Here is a 15,566-nt window from a genome sequence, read left to right on the forward strand (position 1 = left end):
AGTGCGTGCTCGCACTTTATCAATAATCCCAATACAATCTCACAGATAAGCGCTAGAAACGGTTGATAGCAATAGGTAATACGCCATGAGTAAAACCAAACACCCTCTGCCCGAGCAATGGTTAAAGAACCAACAAGCCGCTAAGGCGACACAGGTTGCCTTCGATCTCGATGAAAAATTTCAATACTCTATTCGTAAAGCCGCGTTAGATGCAGGCGTTAGCCCTTCTGATCAAATTCGCACTATTTTAGGTCTTAGCGTATCGAAACGGCCAACGCGTCCGCGTCTTACCGTGTCACTCAATGCAGATGACTATGTGCAACTGGCAGAGAAATATGGTTTAAGTGCCGATTCACAGCTAGAAATTAAACGCCGCGTACTCGACGATTTAGTCCACTTTGTTGATGAAACCTAAAGCAACGCTGAACTCAAGCGCCAACCCTTTTTACCATTGGCTGGCGCGATTAATCGATATATAGCCCTTTTATTAACTCAGTCAATTTACTCACAGCCTAAAGTCTTTTACTTTAGTAGTGATATTCGCCGCACTTAACAGGGATCATGTTTGGCATGACAGATAAAACCCCATGGTCGCTTCGCACCCTTGGCACTCCTTCTCCATTCGAAATGGCGATGATGCTATTGTCCTTGCTGTCGGTGATCATAGTACTTGTCATGACCTTCGGCCGCCTAGATAGCGAAACCTACCGCTTGCTCTTCTTTGTCGATACCAGTATTTGTATGATTTTTATGATCAACTTCTTTGTTGGGTTGATCCGTGCTCGCGATAAACGTTTTTTCATTAAACACCATTGGATTGATTTTATTGCCAGTATTCCGGCGATTGAAGCCCTACGTATGGCACGGCTTTTTCAAATCCTACGGGTAATACGCCTGATCCGCATGAGTCGCTCACTGCTGCTCCCACTGGTAAAACAACGTAAACAAGCCACCTTAGCCAGTCTACTGGTTGCTATGGTGACGATTCTGACATTAGCTTCCGTCATTATGCTCATCGTCGAAAGCGGCACCGAAGGCGCCAATATCCAGACCGCTGAGCAAGCGATTTGGTGGGCATTAGTCACTATCTCTACCGTCGGCTACGGCGATTATTATCCTGTAAGCACAGCAGGCCACATCATAGGTGGCGTGGTCATTGTCAGCGGTGTGAGTTTTTTTGGTGTGATTTCAGGTTATATGGCATCGGTATTTGTCGCGCCAGATGAATCTGAACGTCAAGAACGCCAAGATGCGCATAAAGCCGAAATCAAATCAGAGCTTGAATTAGCCTTAGCGAGAATGGAAGAGAACCAACAAAAAATAGAACAAAATCAAGCGCAAATGCTGGCTCAAATTGCGGAACTTAAGCAGGCTATCGAAACAAAAAATAGCTGACTTTGTTGCGAAAACGGACTAATGAAAAGGCTCAATCTAATATAGATTGAGCCTTTTCCGTTTATCAGCGATAAAAAGTAATATTACCAGTAGACCTGCTGTTGCATCGCGTTACGGCGTGTCGATTCCATAGCAAACAACAAACTCTGCTGCTTGTCTTCCAGCCACTCAGCTAAATTGATATCTAACTCCCGACTCGCATCCTGTAAGGCGCGATAACAAGCCAAAGTTTTAATCCCAAGCGCGAGATCTTGCCAAGGTGCACGAAATGCGTCCCGTGATTTCGCCTCATATAAACTGCCGTAGGCATGACCCACAAGAATGCTCGCATCCAACACTGTGGCCACTTGTAGATAATTCGCCGCTGTCATGACGCTATTAAGTGGCATGACCTCAATTATCGCCATCCAAGAAGCTTGCTGAGCACGATCGGCATGCTGGCGTAAGCTAGGCTGATGGGTGATGTCCACTTCACCAGCACTGATCTTTAGCAACAGTTCAACAATAGCCAGCTGTAATTGACCATATTCGGTCTGTTGCCATAGGGAGAGTAAACGTCCCGTCAGATTAATCTCTGTCAGTTGCACCAGAAGTCGCACTTTAACTTGGGCGTGTTGGCCAAGTTTAGCAAATAAGCCTCTTTGGCTACCAAGCAAGGCGGTCAACGCCTGTGCCTGCTCAATAAAATCGAGCTGCTTTTCAATCAGCATAAATTGGCTAGACAGTGTCACATTCAATAATTCGAACTGATTTAAGGTCATGCGCAGCAAACGAATACAGGCGCGCATCCGCCACCATAGTACCACACAGGCTTCAGGGTCGCTTTCCTCTGCGATCATGCTCTCTAATAATTGCCAGCGCTCAAGGGCGGTTTCAAGCAGGATTTGGCAGTTTGCACTTAAATCCAGTAAAGAAGAATCGTGTGACTCGGCCAGTGGCAGAAATTCCAATGCTTTTAAATCGAGCGGCTTAGCCTTACCCGCCAATCGATAGCCCCGCTGCGCTTTACTGGCCTTACCTAAACGCACGGGCACAACGCTCGCCACTTGCATCGCCAGCTTAAGTAGCGCCTCAGTATCGCCACTGAGGAGTTCAAACTCGAGCTCACACAGGGCTTCTTGCTGGCCATTTGCGGTGATTTCACCTATGTCTAACGCAACTTCGACCACGCTATTATCAATCTGAACATGCCAAGCGCGACGATAAAAATCGGTGTGAAATATACAAGTCAACTGAGCTTGCGTTGCCGCTAAATCGGCATCAGCGGGCCAAATGCAGGTAGGAAATAGACTTAAGTCTGGGCTATCGGATTGGATAGTCACATTGTATTCGGGCCGCGAATGAATGCCGCCCACGACTTGTCCTGCGGTTTTTATGGTCTGCTCTCGGTGCGCATCGTAACCGCGCACCCGCAATCCCATGTCCCACTGACGTAATTGCAAGTCAGGGGTATCGAAGTAACCATTCGCCAAACGACGTTGACCTTGAGGTACGGCATTATCGAGACTATCTAACTTATTTATCAGGGATTCTTGATATATCGGCAGGAAAAACAGTTTTAATTCAATCTCAGCATTCATTGCGTAACCGCTCATTTTGTCATCAAATATTCATCGATGCGTCATCTTTAGTTCATAATGTCACAAATGTGTCATAAAAATCCCGTAGGATTTGGTTTTGCAGTTGGTATATAACCCGTTAGAATAAACCTGTCGTTTTTTCTGAAAAAACACAGTTTCAATACGCGGACGCATAGGTTAACATGCGCCCGCTTTTTCCAATAATGGAACAATCTAAATAGGTAAACGGCAATGCCAGTAAACTCTATTTTGGGCGTGTTTGCAAAATCGCCAATTAAGCCTCTTCAAGAGCACATGGACAAAGTACACGATTGCGCATCGTTACTCGTCCCCTTTTTCGAAGCCACTATCACAGGCAACTGGGACAGTGCAGTTCAATTACGTAAGCAAATTAGTTTAGCCGAGAAGCAAGCAGATTCACTAAAACGTGAAATCCGCCTTACTCTGCCAAGCGGTTTATTTATGCCAGTAGAACGTACAGATTTATTGGAACTTTTAACTCAACAAGACAAGATAGCCAACAAAGCCAAAGATATTTCCGGTCGTGTTATCGGCCGTCAGCTGTTAATCCCTCAGGTCATGCAAGTCCCATTTATTGCTTATCTACAACGCTGTATCGATGCGGTAGCACTAGCAAAACAAGTCATTAATGAACTCGAAGATCTGTTAGAAACAGGTTTCCGTGGCCGTGAAGTCGACTTAGTGGCAAAAATGATCAACGAACTCGATATCATCGAAGAAGATACTGACGATCTACAAATTCAGTTACGCCGTCAGTTATTCGCTATGGAATCTGAATTGAATCCTGTCGATGTGATGTTCCTCTACAAAACGATTGAATGGGTCGGTGGTCTTGCAGATCTTGCCGAACGCGTCGGTTCGCGTCTTGAGCTTATGCTGGCTCGCGTTTAACAAATTAAGGTTATCAAGGTATCAATATGGTTGATGCAGGTATTGAGGTGGCTAACGTCTTAGTCACCAATGGCCCGTGGCTTATTGCCATTGCGGCTGCATTTGGTTTTCTCATGGCATGGGGTATTGGGGCGAATGACGTCGCCAATGCGATGGGAACCTCTGTAGGTTCAAACGCAATTACAATTAAACAAGCGATTATTATCGCAATGATCTTTGAGTTTTCCGGCGCATTTTTAGCTGGGGGCGAAGTTACCAATACAATTCGTAGCGGTATTATTGATTCTAGCTATTTCACTGCGACTCCTGAATTGCTGGTTTACGGCATGATAGGATCATTGTTGGCAGCAGGTATTTGGCTTGTCGTCGCATCGGCCCTTGGCTGGCCGGTATCAACGACTCACTCCATCGTCGGTGCCATTATTGGTTTCGCCGCCGTGGGTGTTGGTGCAGATTCAGTCTCATGGGATAAAGTGGGCGGGATTGTAGGCTCTTGGGTCGTAACCCCCGCTATTTCGGGCTTTATGGCATTCATCCTCTTCCAAAGCACTCAAAAACTCATTTTCAACACTGACGATCCATTGAGTAATGCTAAGCGTTTCGTACCTTTCTATATGGCATTTGCTGGTTTCATCATGTCATTAATGACGATTATGAAAGGCTTATCCCATGTTGGTCTGCATTTCTCAGTTACCGAGTCTTACCTACTCGCAGGTGCTATTGCAGCTGTAGTTGGTATCTTAGGTAAAATCGCCATTTCACGCTTACAAATGAGTGATAAAGCAGATCGTCAAACCCAGTTCAAAAACGTTGAAAAAGTGTTTGCGATCCTGATGGTTCTGACAGCTTGTTGTATGGCTTTTGCCCATGGTTCAAACGATGTAGCAAATGCGATTGGTCCATTAGCGGCGGTTGTTTCTGTCGTCAATAGCGGTGGTGAGATTGCAGCGAAATCACCTCTAGTCTGGTGGATTTTACCTTTGGGTGCCGTAGGTATTGTGATGGGTCTGGCGATTTTTGGTCAGCGCGTTATGCAAACTATCGGAAAAAACATCACTCACTTGACGCCAAGTCGTGGTTTTGCGGCAGAATTAGCCGCGGCAACAACTGTAGTTATTGCTTCTAGCACTGGTTTACCTATTTCTACCACACAAACCTTAGTAGGTGCGGTATTAGGTGTAGGTATGGCCCGTGGTATCGCAGCGATTAACATTGGTGTGGTACGTAATATCGTCGTATCTTGGGTTGTGACCCTACCAGCAGGTGCTGGCCTATCAATCATCTTCTTCTATATGATTAAAGGTATTTTTAATTAAGAAGTCTCGCTAAATGTGTTGCTGACATTAAGCAGTATTAGCGCCTAGGACTAGAAGGTCGTAGGAAAGATTGAATTAAATTGGAATGGTCATAGCATGGATGCCGTAAAGTTGAGGGAAGTCTATGACTTCCCTCTTGCATTACAGGCCTCAAATCCCTAGCATGTGCAGACTATTTCGTTGATGAGAATACAAAAGTGTTTAGACTCCTGACTCTGGTAGGAATGATCTTGCTGTCTTCCAACCTGCTGGCCGAAGGCCAATCCCGCTACATCTCGGATAACGTGTTTCTGTATCTTTTAGGTGGCCCTGGTACTGAGTTTCGAATTGTTGGATCAATTGAAGCGGGTCAACCTGTGACACTGCTCAACGAAACTCAAGGTGATTACTCCAAAATAATCGACCATAAAGGCCGTGAAGGTTGGGTACAAACCAACTTGATCAGTTCGACTCAAAGTTTCCGTGAGCAAGTCCCTGCGTTAACAACTGAACTCGCACAGGCCAAAGCTAAGTTAGCAGAAGTATCAAGTTCAACGGATAATCATGCCGGCGAACTGCTCGAATTAAAGGCTAAACTAAGCGAGTTAGAAACCACCCTAGCTAAAACGACTCAAGAACGTGATCAACTGAAAAATGCGGTAGATCGCACCGCTCAAGACGAACGTTTTGAACTTTGGCGCCAAGGTGGCTTAATCGCTGGCATGGGCTTAATCCTAGGCATTATTTTAGTGTATTTACCTAGACCACAACGTCGCAATAAAAAACGTTGGATGTGAGTCTGACACACAACAAGTCTTAATTTACCTTCCAAAAGCCAGTGTTTTCAAACACTGGCTTTTTTGTCAATCAAGCGTTACATCGACTTATTAACAAGCTAATCAAACAAGCTTCACAATCTTTCACGCTATAGTGTTGTCCGTCACATTTTGGTTGTATAATCTGCGCGCGCAAACCTTCATATTGTATACAAAATATCAAATGCGTTTGGCGCCTCCCAATTTGTTTCAACAATAGCGCCCCAATAACGGCCAAGATGGAAGCGATAACTATGTTCAAAGCGAGTGAAGTGCTGGCAGGCCGCTACGATTCTGCCAATCTCGACGAACTGTTCAAAGCAGTCAGCGACAACTACATTGTCGATGAAGAACAATACTTGTCAGAGCTGATCAAACTAGTTCCCTCAAGTGATGAAGCCATAGAGCGCGTCACTCGTCGTGCCCACGAACTGGTCAATAAGGTTCGTCAATTCGATAAAAAAGGTTTGATGGTCGGCATAGATGCCTTCCTGCAACAGTACAGCTTAGAAACACAAGAAGGCATTATCCTGATGTGTTTAGCCGAAGCTTTACTACGAATTCCCGATGCGGCCACTGCCGATGCGCTGATTGAAGATAAGCTTTCAGGCGCTAAGTGGGATGAGCACATGAGCAAGAGTGACTCAGTGCTGGTTAACGCATCGACCTGGGGCTTAATGCTCACAGGTAAAATCGTTAAACTTGATAAAAAACTCGATGGTACCCCAAGCAACTTGCTGAGCCGCTTAGTGAATCGTCTGGGTGAGCCTGTGATCCGTCAAGCCATGATGGCAGCGATGAAGATCATGGGTAAGCAGTTCGTACTGGGCCGCAACATGAAAGAAGCCCTAAAAAACAGCGAAGACAAACGTAAGTTAGGTTATACCCATTCCTACGACATGCTGGGCGAAGCGGCGTTAACTCGCAAAGATGCCGAGAAATACTATACCGATTACGCCAATGCGATCACAGAGCTCGGTGCTCAAAGCTATAACGAAAATGAATCACCGCGCCCAACAATCTCCATCAAGCTGTCGGCATTGCACCCACGTTACGAAGTGGCCAATGAAGACCGCGTCTTGACTGAACTGTACGACACAGTGATTCGCCTGATTAAGCTGGCACGTGGCTTAAATATCGGTATATCTATCGATGCTGAAGAAGTCGATCGCCTCGAGTTATCACTAAAACTGTTCCAAAAACTGTTTAACTCTGAAGCAACTAAAGGCTGGGGATTACTCGGCATAGTCGTACAAGCCTACTCTAAGCGTGCCCTGCCCGTACTGGTTTGGTTAACGCGTCTGGCGAAAGATCAAGGGGATGAAATCCCAGTTCGCTTAGTTAAAGGCGCCTATTGGGATAGCGAACTTAAGTGGGCGCAACAAGCTGGCGAAGCCGCTTATCCACTCTACACTCGCAAAGCCGGTACTGACGTTTCTTACCTCGCCTGCGCCCGTTACTTGTTATCGGATGCGACCCGCGGTGCTATCTACCCACAATTTGCTAGCCACAATGCGCAAACCGTTGCGGCAATTTCCGATATGGCGGGCGATCGTAACCATGAGTTCCAACGCTTACACGGCATGGGACAAGAGCTGTACGACACGATTTTGGCTGAAGCCGGTGCTAAAGCGGTACGTATTTATGCGCCTATCGGTGCGCATAAAGATCTACTGCCCTATTTAGTCCGTCGTCTGCTGGAAAACGGCGCGAATACTTCGTTCGTCCACAAACTGGTGGATCCTAAAACCCCCATCGAGTCATTAGTGGTACATCCGCTAACAACACTGACGGGTTACAAAACCCTGGCTAACAACAGAATCGTTTTACCTGCCGATATTTTCGGTAGCGATCGCAAAAATTCCAAGGGACTCAATATGAACATCATTTCCGAATCTGAGCCATTTTTCGCGGCACTAGAACAGTTTAAAAATACCCAATGGCAAGCGGGCCCTCTGGTTAACGGTAAAACCTTAACTGGCGAACATAAAACGGTTGTTAGCCCATACGACACTACCCAAACCGTAGGTCAAGTCGCCTTCGCCGACAAAGCTGCAATCGAAGCAGCCGTCGTGTCTGCTGAAGCAGCATTTGCCTCTTGGGCACGCACACCAGTGGAAACCCGTGCATCTGCACTGCAAAAATTGGCCGATTTATTAGAAGAAAACCGCGAAGAATTGATCGCCCTGTGCACCCGTGAAGCGGGCAAGAGCATTCAAGACGGTATCGACGAAGTACGTGAAGCCGTTGATTTCTGTCGTTACTACGCAGTACAAGCCAAGAAGATGATGGCAAAACCTGAACTGCTTCCTGGCCCAACGGGAGAGCTGAACGAACTGTTCCTCCAAGGCCGCGGCGTATTCGTGTGTATCAGCCCATGGAACTTCCCATTGGCCATCTTCCTCGGTCAAGTGTCTGCGGCATTAGCGGCGGGTAATACCGTCATCGCAAAACCCGCGGAGCAAACCTCAATTATTGGTTACCGTGCGGTTCAACTCGCTCATCAAGCGGGTATTCCTGTCGAGGTGCTGCAATTCCTACCAGGTACTGGTGCGACAGTGGGTAGCGCAATTACGGCCGATGAACGTATCGGTGGTGTGTGCTTTACCGGTTCAACTGGCACGGCAAAACTGATTAACCGTACACTGGCCAACCGTGATGGCGCGATTATTCCATTAATCGCCGAAACCGGTGGCCAAAATGCCATGGTAGTGGACTCTACCTCTCAACCTGAGCAAGTGGTTAACGATGTGGTTTCATCGTCATTCACCAGCGCAGGTCAACGCTGCTCTGCGCTGCGCGTGCTCTTCCTCCAAGAAGACATTGCCGATCGCGTGATCGAAGTCCTGCAAGGCGCCATGGATGAATTAGTGATTGGCAACCCAAGCTCAGTGAAAACTGACGTAGGCCCAGTGATTGACGCCACCGCCAAAGCCAACTTAGATGCGCACATCGACCATATCAAGCAAGTCGGTAAGCTTATCAAGCAAATGCCGCTGCCTGCTGGCACTGAAAACGGTCACTTTGTTTCGCCAACGGCGGTTGAAATCGATTCGATTAAAGTGCTTGAGAAAGAACACTTTGGCCCAATCCTGCACATTATTCGCTACAAGGCAGCAGAACTGAGCCAAGTGATCAACGAGATCAACAGCACAGGCTTTGGCTTAACCTTAGGTATCCACAGCCGTAACGAAGGCCATGCCCTTGAAGTTGCCGACAAAGTGAATGTGGGTAACGTCTACATTAACCGTAACCAAATCGGCGCTGTAGTGGGTGTACAACCTTTCGGTGGTCAAGGCCTGTCAGGCACAGGTCCTAAAGCCGGTGGCCCACACTACTTAACCCGTTTTGTGACTGAAAAGACTCGCACCAACAACATCACAGCTATTGGTGGTAATGCGACCCTACTGTCACTCGGTGATAGCGAAGAATAAGTACACTGAACTTGCTTTAGAATATCGCGATGCATCTTTAGCCATCGCGATAACAATAAAAAAGCCAGACTGAGTCTGGCTTTTTTATTGGCTAATTTTTACCTCTCAAAGAGATTTCTTCACAACCCTCAGAATAAAATATCTATCCCTTAATATCGGGCTATTGCGAGCGAGTTCAAATTTTTAATCGACTTGATTTTAAAGCACTTGTAGGGGATTGCACATCGTTGATAAAAGCCCTCATAATCACACTCTAATTAGACTTGATGATTTTTTATTTCTACTTTTGACTTTAAAATTAGGTGGCTATGACATTTTCGTTGTTAGATATTTCTGCATTGGTGTGGTTTATCGTTTCTTGGGCTGGCTACACCGCCTTTGCCCGTAGCAAGGCGAGAGATACCGACTGTATTGCCCGTGGTCTGCATAAGCATAGAATTTACTGGATGCTTGAGGTGATGACCCGCGGTGTGCGCGTGGGTGATGCGGCACTACTGGCCAACCTTGAGCGCAATATTGCTTTTTTTGCCTCGACCACGCTGTTTGTGCTTGCGGGTGTACTGACCTTATTTGCGCAAGTTGAACGACTAGAAAGTGTTATTGCGACGATTCCCTTCGCTACGCCACCGAATCATGCGCTGGTGCAAGTCAAGTTAGCTCTGTTAGTCGGCATTTTTGTGATGGCCTTCTTCCAGTTTACTTGGTCAATGCGCCAATACGGCTTTGTGAACGTGATGATAGGTGCGGGTCCTCTGGACACCGATGGCTCAAATGACAATCTCAAAGCCTATGCAAGACAAATGGCGACAGTGCAAGATCAAGCGGCACACTCCTATAACTATGGTTTACGTGCCTATTACTTTTCAATGGCGGTATTGTGCTGGTTTGTACACCCGATACTCTTTATCTCGGCCAGCTTATTTGTGGTCGCAACCTTATATCGCCGCGAATTCAAGTCCCGTGCCGTTCTGGCGATCACGGCAGCGAAGGGCCATCTCCAAATAGAGAGCCAAGTGCGCGAAACCGCCCGCAACCACAAAATAGAATCATAGCCTTGGCGGTTTAGGCCGCTAGCGTCATCTTGATTGGAATTATTGTTCTATACTCTTTGGGTCATGTTTCTATTGAATTACTGGGAGAGTGCCATGAGCGATAACTTATTAACCTTAGATGAAGTGTGCAAAATGCTAGATAAAACACCAGCGACCATCAAACGCTTCGCTCGGGAGAATTTACTCTCAAGTGTTCAAGATGGTGACGAATTAAAATTCCCTGAAGCGGAAGTTAAACGCTACCTCGCCTTTTCACAACGCTTAGGCTAAAACGCATCAAGTAACTAACGGCAAATAAAACTGAATAATCAGTATGTAAGCCGTTTGAATTTGAATTTGAATTTGTAAAGGTGGCTTGAATTGAAATGTGATACTCGAATTTAAGTACGCGGTTTAAGTTTAAGTCGTCGATAGCGAGTTAAAACAGACTGTGAATGCAATATGGACAGTGACGCTCAAAGGGATTTGAACTGAGCCATAGCGGTTTGTTGCGATGGATTGGTTAGCCGAATTTAGCGGTGCAAACCATAAAATTTAAGCGATGAAACTTTAAGCTATTAAGCCTCAAGCTGTTAATCCAAAAGATTGAACCATTACTTATTATTTAAAGCCTGCTGCAACTGCCGATAGGATAACCACTCCCGCTGCACTTCACTTAGGCCTAAGTCAGCGGCGAGTTGTTGCAATTGAACTTCATACTTAGGCAACAGGGTTTCATCATTTGTCATAATCGCGAGTTCAGCAAAATTCCCTAAACCTTCGATATGATCAATTGTTAGATGAAATTCACCGAGAAAATAGATACTGCGGCGCTTTTTAATTTCTAGTACGCACTCATAACCTAAGGTCTGCAGCATTCTTTTTGCTTTTGTTGCTTCAGTGATATTCACGGCTTCACAGCGGTCTTTTTCTGGCCCTTTCACTATCCACAGCATTATCCCCGATGGCTGCATCTCACGGATACACAAGCTCTTGTGCTCACCTTTAAGTGATTGTGATGGCAGATCAAAGTAACAGTCATGCTCAAGGTTATCTTCGAGCATGACCTCGGGATTTCTCATTTGTAAGGCAACGAAAAAAGCGTGGCGATCCAATAAGCGATATTTAAGCTCGACCTCAAACTTACCATTAAAATGAGCATTAATTTGTGGGGCTAATGCTTCTGGCATCGCAGGATTCATAGATTCATATCCGCTTTTAATGGGTAAAATATATCGCTATTTATAATATTGAGCGCCAACGTCTTAATTCTAAAAGATTAAATCAAAAACCTTAAGCGAGTCTTTGGTACAAGGCCTGATACTCTGCACTGTCTTCAATTAAGCTCTGGTGAGTACCAGACGCAATAATCTTCCCCTGACCAAGTAAATGAATTTGATCCATCTTCGCCATAGCCGTTAAACGATGGCTAATCATCAGCAAGGTTTTATCCTGAGCAAACTCAAATAGTAAACTTAAAATTTCCCGCTCAGTGCGTTTATCTAGCCCTTCTGTTGGCTCATCGAGCAATAGCAGCGGCGCATCACGCAGCAGTGCTCTTGCTACACCAATACGGCGCTGCTCGCCACCCGAAAGCTGACGTCCACCTTCACCTATCCACATATCCAGCGGCTTATCACCCGTGAGTAAAGCGCCAAGTCCAACTCGCTGTAACACATCAATCAAGCGTGCGTCGTGGGCCGTGCGTTTCTCGCCCTCAGTGACAGGTAAGGCTAATACTAAGTTTTCCCGCAAAGTACCCGCAAACAAATAGATGCGTTGACTAATCACAGTAATCGCATCCCTAAGACCGCGCTCGCTGTACTCTGAAAGTGCATGACCATCGAGCTTGATGTGCCCTTGCTGTGCTTGCCATTCTCGGGTAATCAGCGTCAATAAGCTCGACTTACCGCAACCCGTTGGCCCAAGTAACGCGACTTTTTGCCCGGCTTTTATCTCAAGGGACAAACCTTGCAGCACGTTTTGATCGCCTCGATAACCAAAGTGGATATCTTCAATCTGTAATGCGCCAGACTTTGCCCTCAATCCAGTATCGACAGCAAATTGAATATCGGCCTTTTGTTCGGTGATTTCATTAATTCGCGTTGCGGCCAATACGCAGCCTGACAAATGCTGAAACGCGCCCGCGATCGGCATCATCATCTCAACGCAGGCCATAGTGGCAAACACCATAAGCGCAAACATGGGGCCCGGCGGCACGGCATCACCCACACCTTGAGCGGCTAAATAAAGCATCATGATCAAGGCTGAGCCCGTGGAGAGGATCAACATGGCTTGGCTGAGAGCAGTGATATTGGCCATCGCGCTTTGGCTGCGAAAAAGTGCAACTTCAGCATCATTCAGTTTTTGCCTGAATCTGTCGTTCGCGCCAAATAGGCTAAGTTCGGCTTGGCCTTGCAACATATCCAACAACTGCACCCGATAATGACGCTTGGTCTCGAGCATAGTTCGGCTTGGCGCGTGTCCAAGGCGATAAAATAGCAGTGGCATCACCAGCCAAACAGCGACTAAGAATAAGCAAAGACTCAGTGCAAGTTTGGCATCGAACCAAGCAAGAAACAGATACAAGAGCCCCGTCATCAGAAGGGATGCTGCCATAGGCGTGAGCAGTCGCAGGTAAAGATGATCTAGGGTATCGATATCGGCCACTAAGCGATTGAGCATGTCGCCACGGCGTAGCCCCTGCAGATTTTTAGCACTTAGCGGCAAGAGTTTACGCCACGCCCAAACACGAAGTTCAGTCAGCAACTTAAAGGTCGCCTCATGGGTCGCTAAACGCTCGCCATAACGACTAGCGGTTCGGGCAATTGATAAGAAACGTACCCCGCCAGCGGGAGTGAAAAAGTTAAAGGACTGTGCCGTGACTATTGTCAAACCCGCGACCGCGGTAGCGGAAAGAAACCAGCCCGAAAGTGACAGTAAACCTATGCCAGCCATCAAAGTAATAATGGTCAGCAGCAAGCCCACGGACATCATTAGCCACTGGCGCGAGAACAATCGAATAAAGGGGATCAGCACTTTCATTGGGCATCTCCTTTCGCGGCTTCGGCATTTGTCGTGGATGGCGTCGCGATTTCTGTAGACACAAGCTCAATATCCGCCACCGACTCAACATTCTCACGCAGTAAAGTTTGGAATAAGCCGAGCGTGTTAGGCAAAGTGGTGTAATCGCCCCGCTGTACTATCAGGCCTTGATCGAGCACAAGAATAGTATCCATTTGATCTAACTGATCTAATCTGTGGGTCACCATAATACACATCTTACCCGCCATGGCGCGATTCAGCGCAGAACTCACCGCCTGCTCACTCTGGCTATCTAAGCTGGCTGTGGGCTCATCGAGGACAAACAAACTCGCCTTTTGCCCAAGCGCCCTTGCTAAGGCAATACGTTGGGCTTGGCCGACGGATAGACCGGAAGATTGCTCACCGACCGGCGCATCTAAACCCAGTGGTTGTGCCTTAACGAACTCGCTAATATTGGCCTCTGCCAGCAAGTGCCAAATTTGACTGTCCGGCAGAGTTGGGTCGGCTAAGGCAACGTTATCCCGCACTGTGCCGTGAAATAACTGCGGTTCCTGTCCAAGCCAAGCTAAGTGCTGTCGCCAATGGGATAAGTCTAATGCGGATAACTCATGGCCATTAATCAGCAAACGGCCCTTGTAGGGTAAAAATCCCAATAAGGCGTTGAGTAAACTGGTTTTACCCGCTCCGCTCGGGCCAACTAAGGCTAAGCGTTCCCCCTCTTTTAACTCAAAACTCAACGGGCCTAATAAGCGCATGCCATCGACACTGAACACCTCAAGATTGTCGGCACTCAGCGTCTCTATGCTATTGATGCGGACGTGTCCCACCAACTCAGGTTCAGGATGTTCGAGCAAGGTAATCAAAGCTTCTGCCGCGCCTATAGCCTGCGCCTTAGCGTGATAATGAGTGCCCATGTCGCGCAACGGTTGATAAAACTCAGGAGCTAAGATCAGAATAAACAACCCAGTAAATAGGCTGAAAGGAATGCCGCCAAACTCAGGATTAACACTCGCACTGATATTGGCATGGGCGCCATAATAGCCAAAATCTAAGTGACCTAAATAGCTGAAACCAAAATAAACCGCCAACACAGCTATCGATACCGCCGCAAAAAACTCTAAGACCGCCGAGCTTAAAAAGGCCATCCGCAGCACCGACATAGTGCGGCTACGAAACTCTTCTGAAGCACTCGCGATCACCTTAAGTTCGGCATCACCACGGTGAAAAAGTTTCAACGTGCTTAAGCCCTTTAATCTATCCATAAAATGACCACTTAGACGGGCTAGAGCATTGAAGTTTTTGCGGTTAGCATCGGCAGCGCCCATGCCAACTAAGATCATAAACATAGGGATCAAGGGCGCTGTGACTAACAGGATTAAGCCTGCCGCCCAGTTAATCGGGAATACCGCCGCTAAAATGAGTATGGGAATAAACCCAGCGAGGCTGATTTGCGGAAGGTATCTGGCATAAAAATCTTGTAAATCTTCGACTTGCTCTAAGACTATGCTGGCCCAACTGCCTGCGGGTTTACCTTTAATAAACGCTGGCCCTAGCTTAGTCAGCTTATCCATCACTGCCGCGCGGATATGGCCACGTAGGCGCTTACCCGCCTCAAAACTGGCGCGTTCACGACCATAAGCCAGTAAAGCACGCAGTAACATCAAGGCGATTAGTGCAATAAAATGAGGAGTATAGGTATCAATACTCACGCTGGAACTGATCGTTTGGGCATTGTCAGTTAGCGGTATAACTTGCCCTATGATCACGCCATCCAGAATCGTCGCGATAATATAAGCCTGCGCCACCATAGCGACGGCGCTTATCATCCCAAGCCATAACGACAATTTAAGGAACAGGCCACAGGCTTTTTTCTGGGCTTTAAGCCAAACAAGAAGGGATTTTTCTAACGACTTATCCATGGTGCTCCAACAAGAAAACAATTAAGCGACTCGTAGTGGGGATCGACTATCGATAACAATTCAGTTTAAGGGGCTTGCAACAGCTAAAAAGTTCCGATAGGGACGCAGTATCGCAGGCATCTACAACAGATGAAACCCTA

12 protein-coding genes are annotated in these 15,566 nt (G+C 46.9%); 8 read left to right on the forward strand and 4 right to left on the reverse strand.

The window, feature by feature from the left end; genetic code table 11:
- Positions 1-85: 85 nt before the first annotated feature.
- Both ACHA99_RS03015 and ACHA99_RS03020 read left to right on the forward strand, forming a co-directional pair.
- Positions 86-415 (forward strand): hypothetical protein, encoded by a 330-nt coding sequence (locus ACHA99_RS03015; protein ID WP_028761837.1) that lies wholly within the window; start codon positions 86-88, stop codon positions 413-415.
- 155 nt (positions 416-570) lie between these two features.
- The gene (locus ACHA99_RS03020; RefSeq protein ID WP_105253058.1) at positions 571-1,395 is read left to right on the forward strand and encodes an ion transporter; all 825 of its coding nucleotides are present in this window, start codon (positions 571-573) and stop codon (positions 1,393-1,395) included.
- Between the two features lie 83 nt (positions 1,396-1,478).
- Here the strand turns inward: ACHA99_RS03020 and ACHA99_RS03025 are convergent, their stop codons facing one another.
- Positions 1,479-2,975, reverse strand: a complete 1,497-nt coding sequence (locus ACHA99_RS03025) for an inorganic triphosphatase (protein WP_393941042.1) — start codon at positions 2,973-2,975, stop codon at positions 1,479-1,481.
- A gap of 231 nt (positions 2,976-3,206) precedes the next feature.
- Between ACHA99_RS03025 and ACHA99_RS03030 the strand changes: the two genes are divergently transcribed.
- The 6 genes from ACHA99_RS03030 to ACHA99_RS03055 all read left to right on the forward strand — a co-directional run bounded on the left by ACHA99_RS03030 (position 3,207) and on the right by ACHA99_RS03055 (position 10,753).
- Positions 3,207-3,887 (forward strand): TIGR00153 family protein, encoded by a 681-nt coding sequence (locus ACHA99_RS03030; protein WP_105251552.1) that lies wholly within the window; start codon positions 3,207-3,209, stop codon positions 3,885-3,887.
- A gap of 26 nt (positions 3,888-3,913) precedes the next feature.
- Positions 3,914-5,203: an inorganic phosphate transporter gene (locus ACHA99_RS03035; protein WP_212600432.1), complete on the forward strand. Its 1,290-nt coding sequence runs from the start codon at positions 3,914-3,916 to the stop codon at positions 5,201-5,203.
- A gap of 224 nt (positions 5,204-5,427) precedes the next feature.
- Positions 5,428-5,979 (forward strand): TIGR04211 family SH3 domain-containing protein, encoded by a 552-nt coding sequence (locus tag ACHA99_RS03040; RefSeq protein WP_212600477.1) that lies wholly within the window; start codon positions 5,428-5,430, stop codon positions 5,977-5,979.
- Between the two features lie 257 nt (positions 5,980-6,236).
- Positions 6,237-9,431, forward strand: a complete 3,195-nt coding sequence (gene putA, locus ACHA99_RS03045) for a bifunctional proline dehydrogenase/L-glutamate gamma-semialdehyde dehydrogenase PutA (protein ID WP_393940965.1) — start codon at positions 6,237-6,239, stop codon at positions 9,429-9,431.
- A 308-nt stretch (positions 9,432-9,739) separates the two neighbouring features.
- Entirely contained in the window at positions 9,740-10,483 is a 744-nt protein-coding gene (locus tag ACHA99_RS03050; protein ID WP_131524297.1) for a DUF599 domain-containing protein, read from the forward strand.
- A gap of 93 nt (positions 10,484-10,576) precedes the next feature.
- On the forward strand, positions 10,577-10,753 hold the full coding sequence (locus ACHA99_RS03055) for a helix-turn-helix domain-containing protein (protein WP_006082937.1): 177 nt from the start codon (positions 10,577-10,579) through the stop codon (positions 10,751-10,753).
- A gap of 323 nt (positions 10,754-11,076) precedes the next feature.
- Here ACHA99_RS03055 and cyaB read toward each other — a convergent pair whose 3' ends face one another.
- From cyaB to cydD, 3 genes are all read right to left on the reverse strand, one after another.
- A complete protein-coding gene (gene cyaB, locus ACHA99_RS03060; RefSeq protein ID WP_393940968.1) occupies positions 11,077-11,664 on the reverse strand; it encodes a class IV adenylate cyclase in 588 nt (195 codons plus the stop codon).
- 91 nt (positions 11,665-11,755) lie between these two features.
- Positions 11,756-13,507: a cysteine/glutathione ABC transporter ATP-binding protein/permease CydC gene (gene cydC / locus ACHA99_RS03065; RefSeq protein WP_393940970.1), complete on the reverse strand. Its 1,752-nt coding sequence runs from the start codon at positions 13,505-13,507 to the stop codon at positions 11,756-11,758.
- Positions 13,504-15,426 (reverse strand): cysteine/glutathione ABC transporter permease/ATP-binding protein CydD, encoded by a 1,923-nt coding sequence (gene cydD / locus ACHA99_RS03070; RefSeq protein WP_393940972.1) that lies wholly within the window; start codon positions 15,424-15,426, stop codon positions 13,504-13,506. The genes cydC and cydD overlap by 4 nt, the downstream gene beginning before the upstream one ends.
- Positions 15,427-15,566: the final 140 nt, after the last annotated feature.

It is taken from the genome of Shewanella sp. S23-S33 (assembly GCF_043359565.1).
Taxonomy (GTDB): domain Bacteria; phylum Pseudomonadota; class Gammaproteobacteria; order Enterobacterales; family Shewanellaceae; genus Shewanella; species Shewanella oncorhynchi.

Excerpts from the sequence above, each read along its gene's own strand:
- ACHA99_RS03015 (WP_028761837.1), top strand. The coding sequence starts at position 86 with ATGAGTAAAACCAAACACCCTCTGCCCGAGCAATGGTTAAAGAACCAA.
- ACHA99_RS03020 (WP_105253058.1), top strand. The coding sequence starts at position 571 with ATGACAGATAAAACCCCATGGTCGCTTCGCACCCTTGGCACTCCTTCT.
- ACHA99_RS03025 (WP_393941042.1), bottom strand. The coding sequence starts at position 2,975 with ATGAATGCTGAGATTGAATTAAAACTGTTTTTCCTGCCGATATATCAA.
- ACHA99_RS03030 (WP_105251552.1), top strand. The coding sequence starts at position 3,207 with ATGCCAGTAAACTCTATTTTGGGCGTGTTTGCAAAATCGCCAATTAAG.
- ACHA99_RS03035 (WP_212600432.1), top strand. The coding sequence starts at position 3,914 with ATGGTTGATGCAGGTATTGAGGTGGCTAACGTCTTAGTCACCAATGGC.
- ACHA99_RS03040 (WP_212600477.1), top strand. The coding sequence starts at position 5,428 with ATGATCTTGCTGTCTTCCAACCTGCTGGCCGAAGGCCAATCCCGCTAC.
- putA (WP_393940965.1), top strand. The coding sequence starts at position 6,237 with ATGGAAGCGATAACTATGTTCAAAGCGAGTGAAGTGCTGGCAGGCCGC.
- ACHA99_RS03050 (WP_131524297.1), top strand. The coding sequence starts at position 9,740 with ATGACATTTTCGTTGTTAGATATTTCTGCATTGGTGTGGTTTATCGTT.
- ACHA99_RS03055 (WP_006082937.1), top strand. The coding sequence starts at position 10,577 with ATGAGCGATAACTTATTAACCTTAGATGAAGTGTGCAAAATGCTAGAT.
- cyaB (WP_393940968.1), bottom strand. The coding sequence starts at position 11,664 with ATGAATCCTGCGATGCCAGAAGCATTAGCCCCACAAATTAATGCTCAT.
- cydC (WP_393940970.1), bottom strand. The coding sequence starts at position 13,507 with ATGAAAGTGCTGATCCCCTTTATTCGATTGTTCTCGCGCCAGTGGCTA.
- cydD (WP_393940972.1), bottom strand. The coding sequence starts at position 15,426 with ATGGATAAGTCGTTAGAAAAATCCCTTCTTGTTTGGCTTAAAGCCCAG.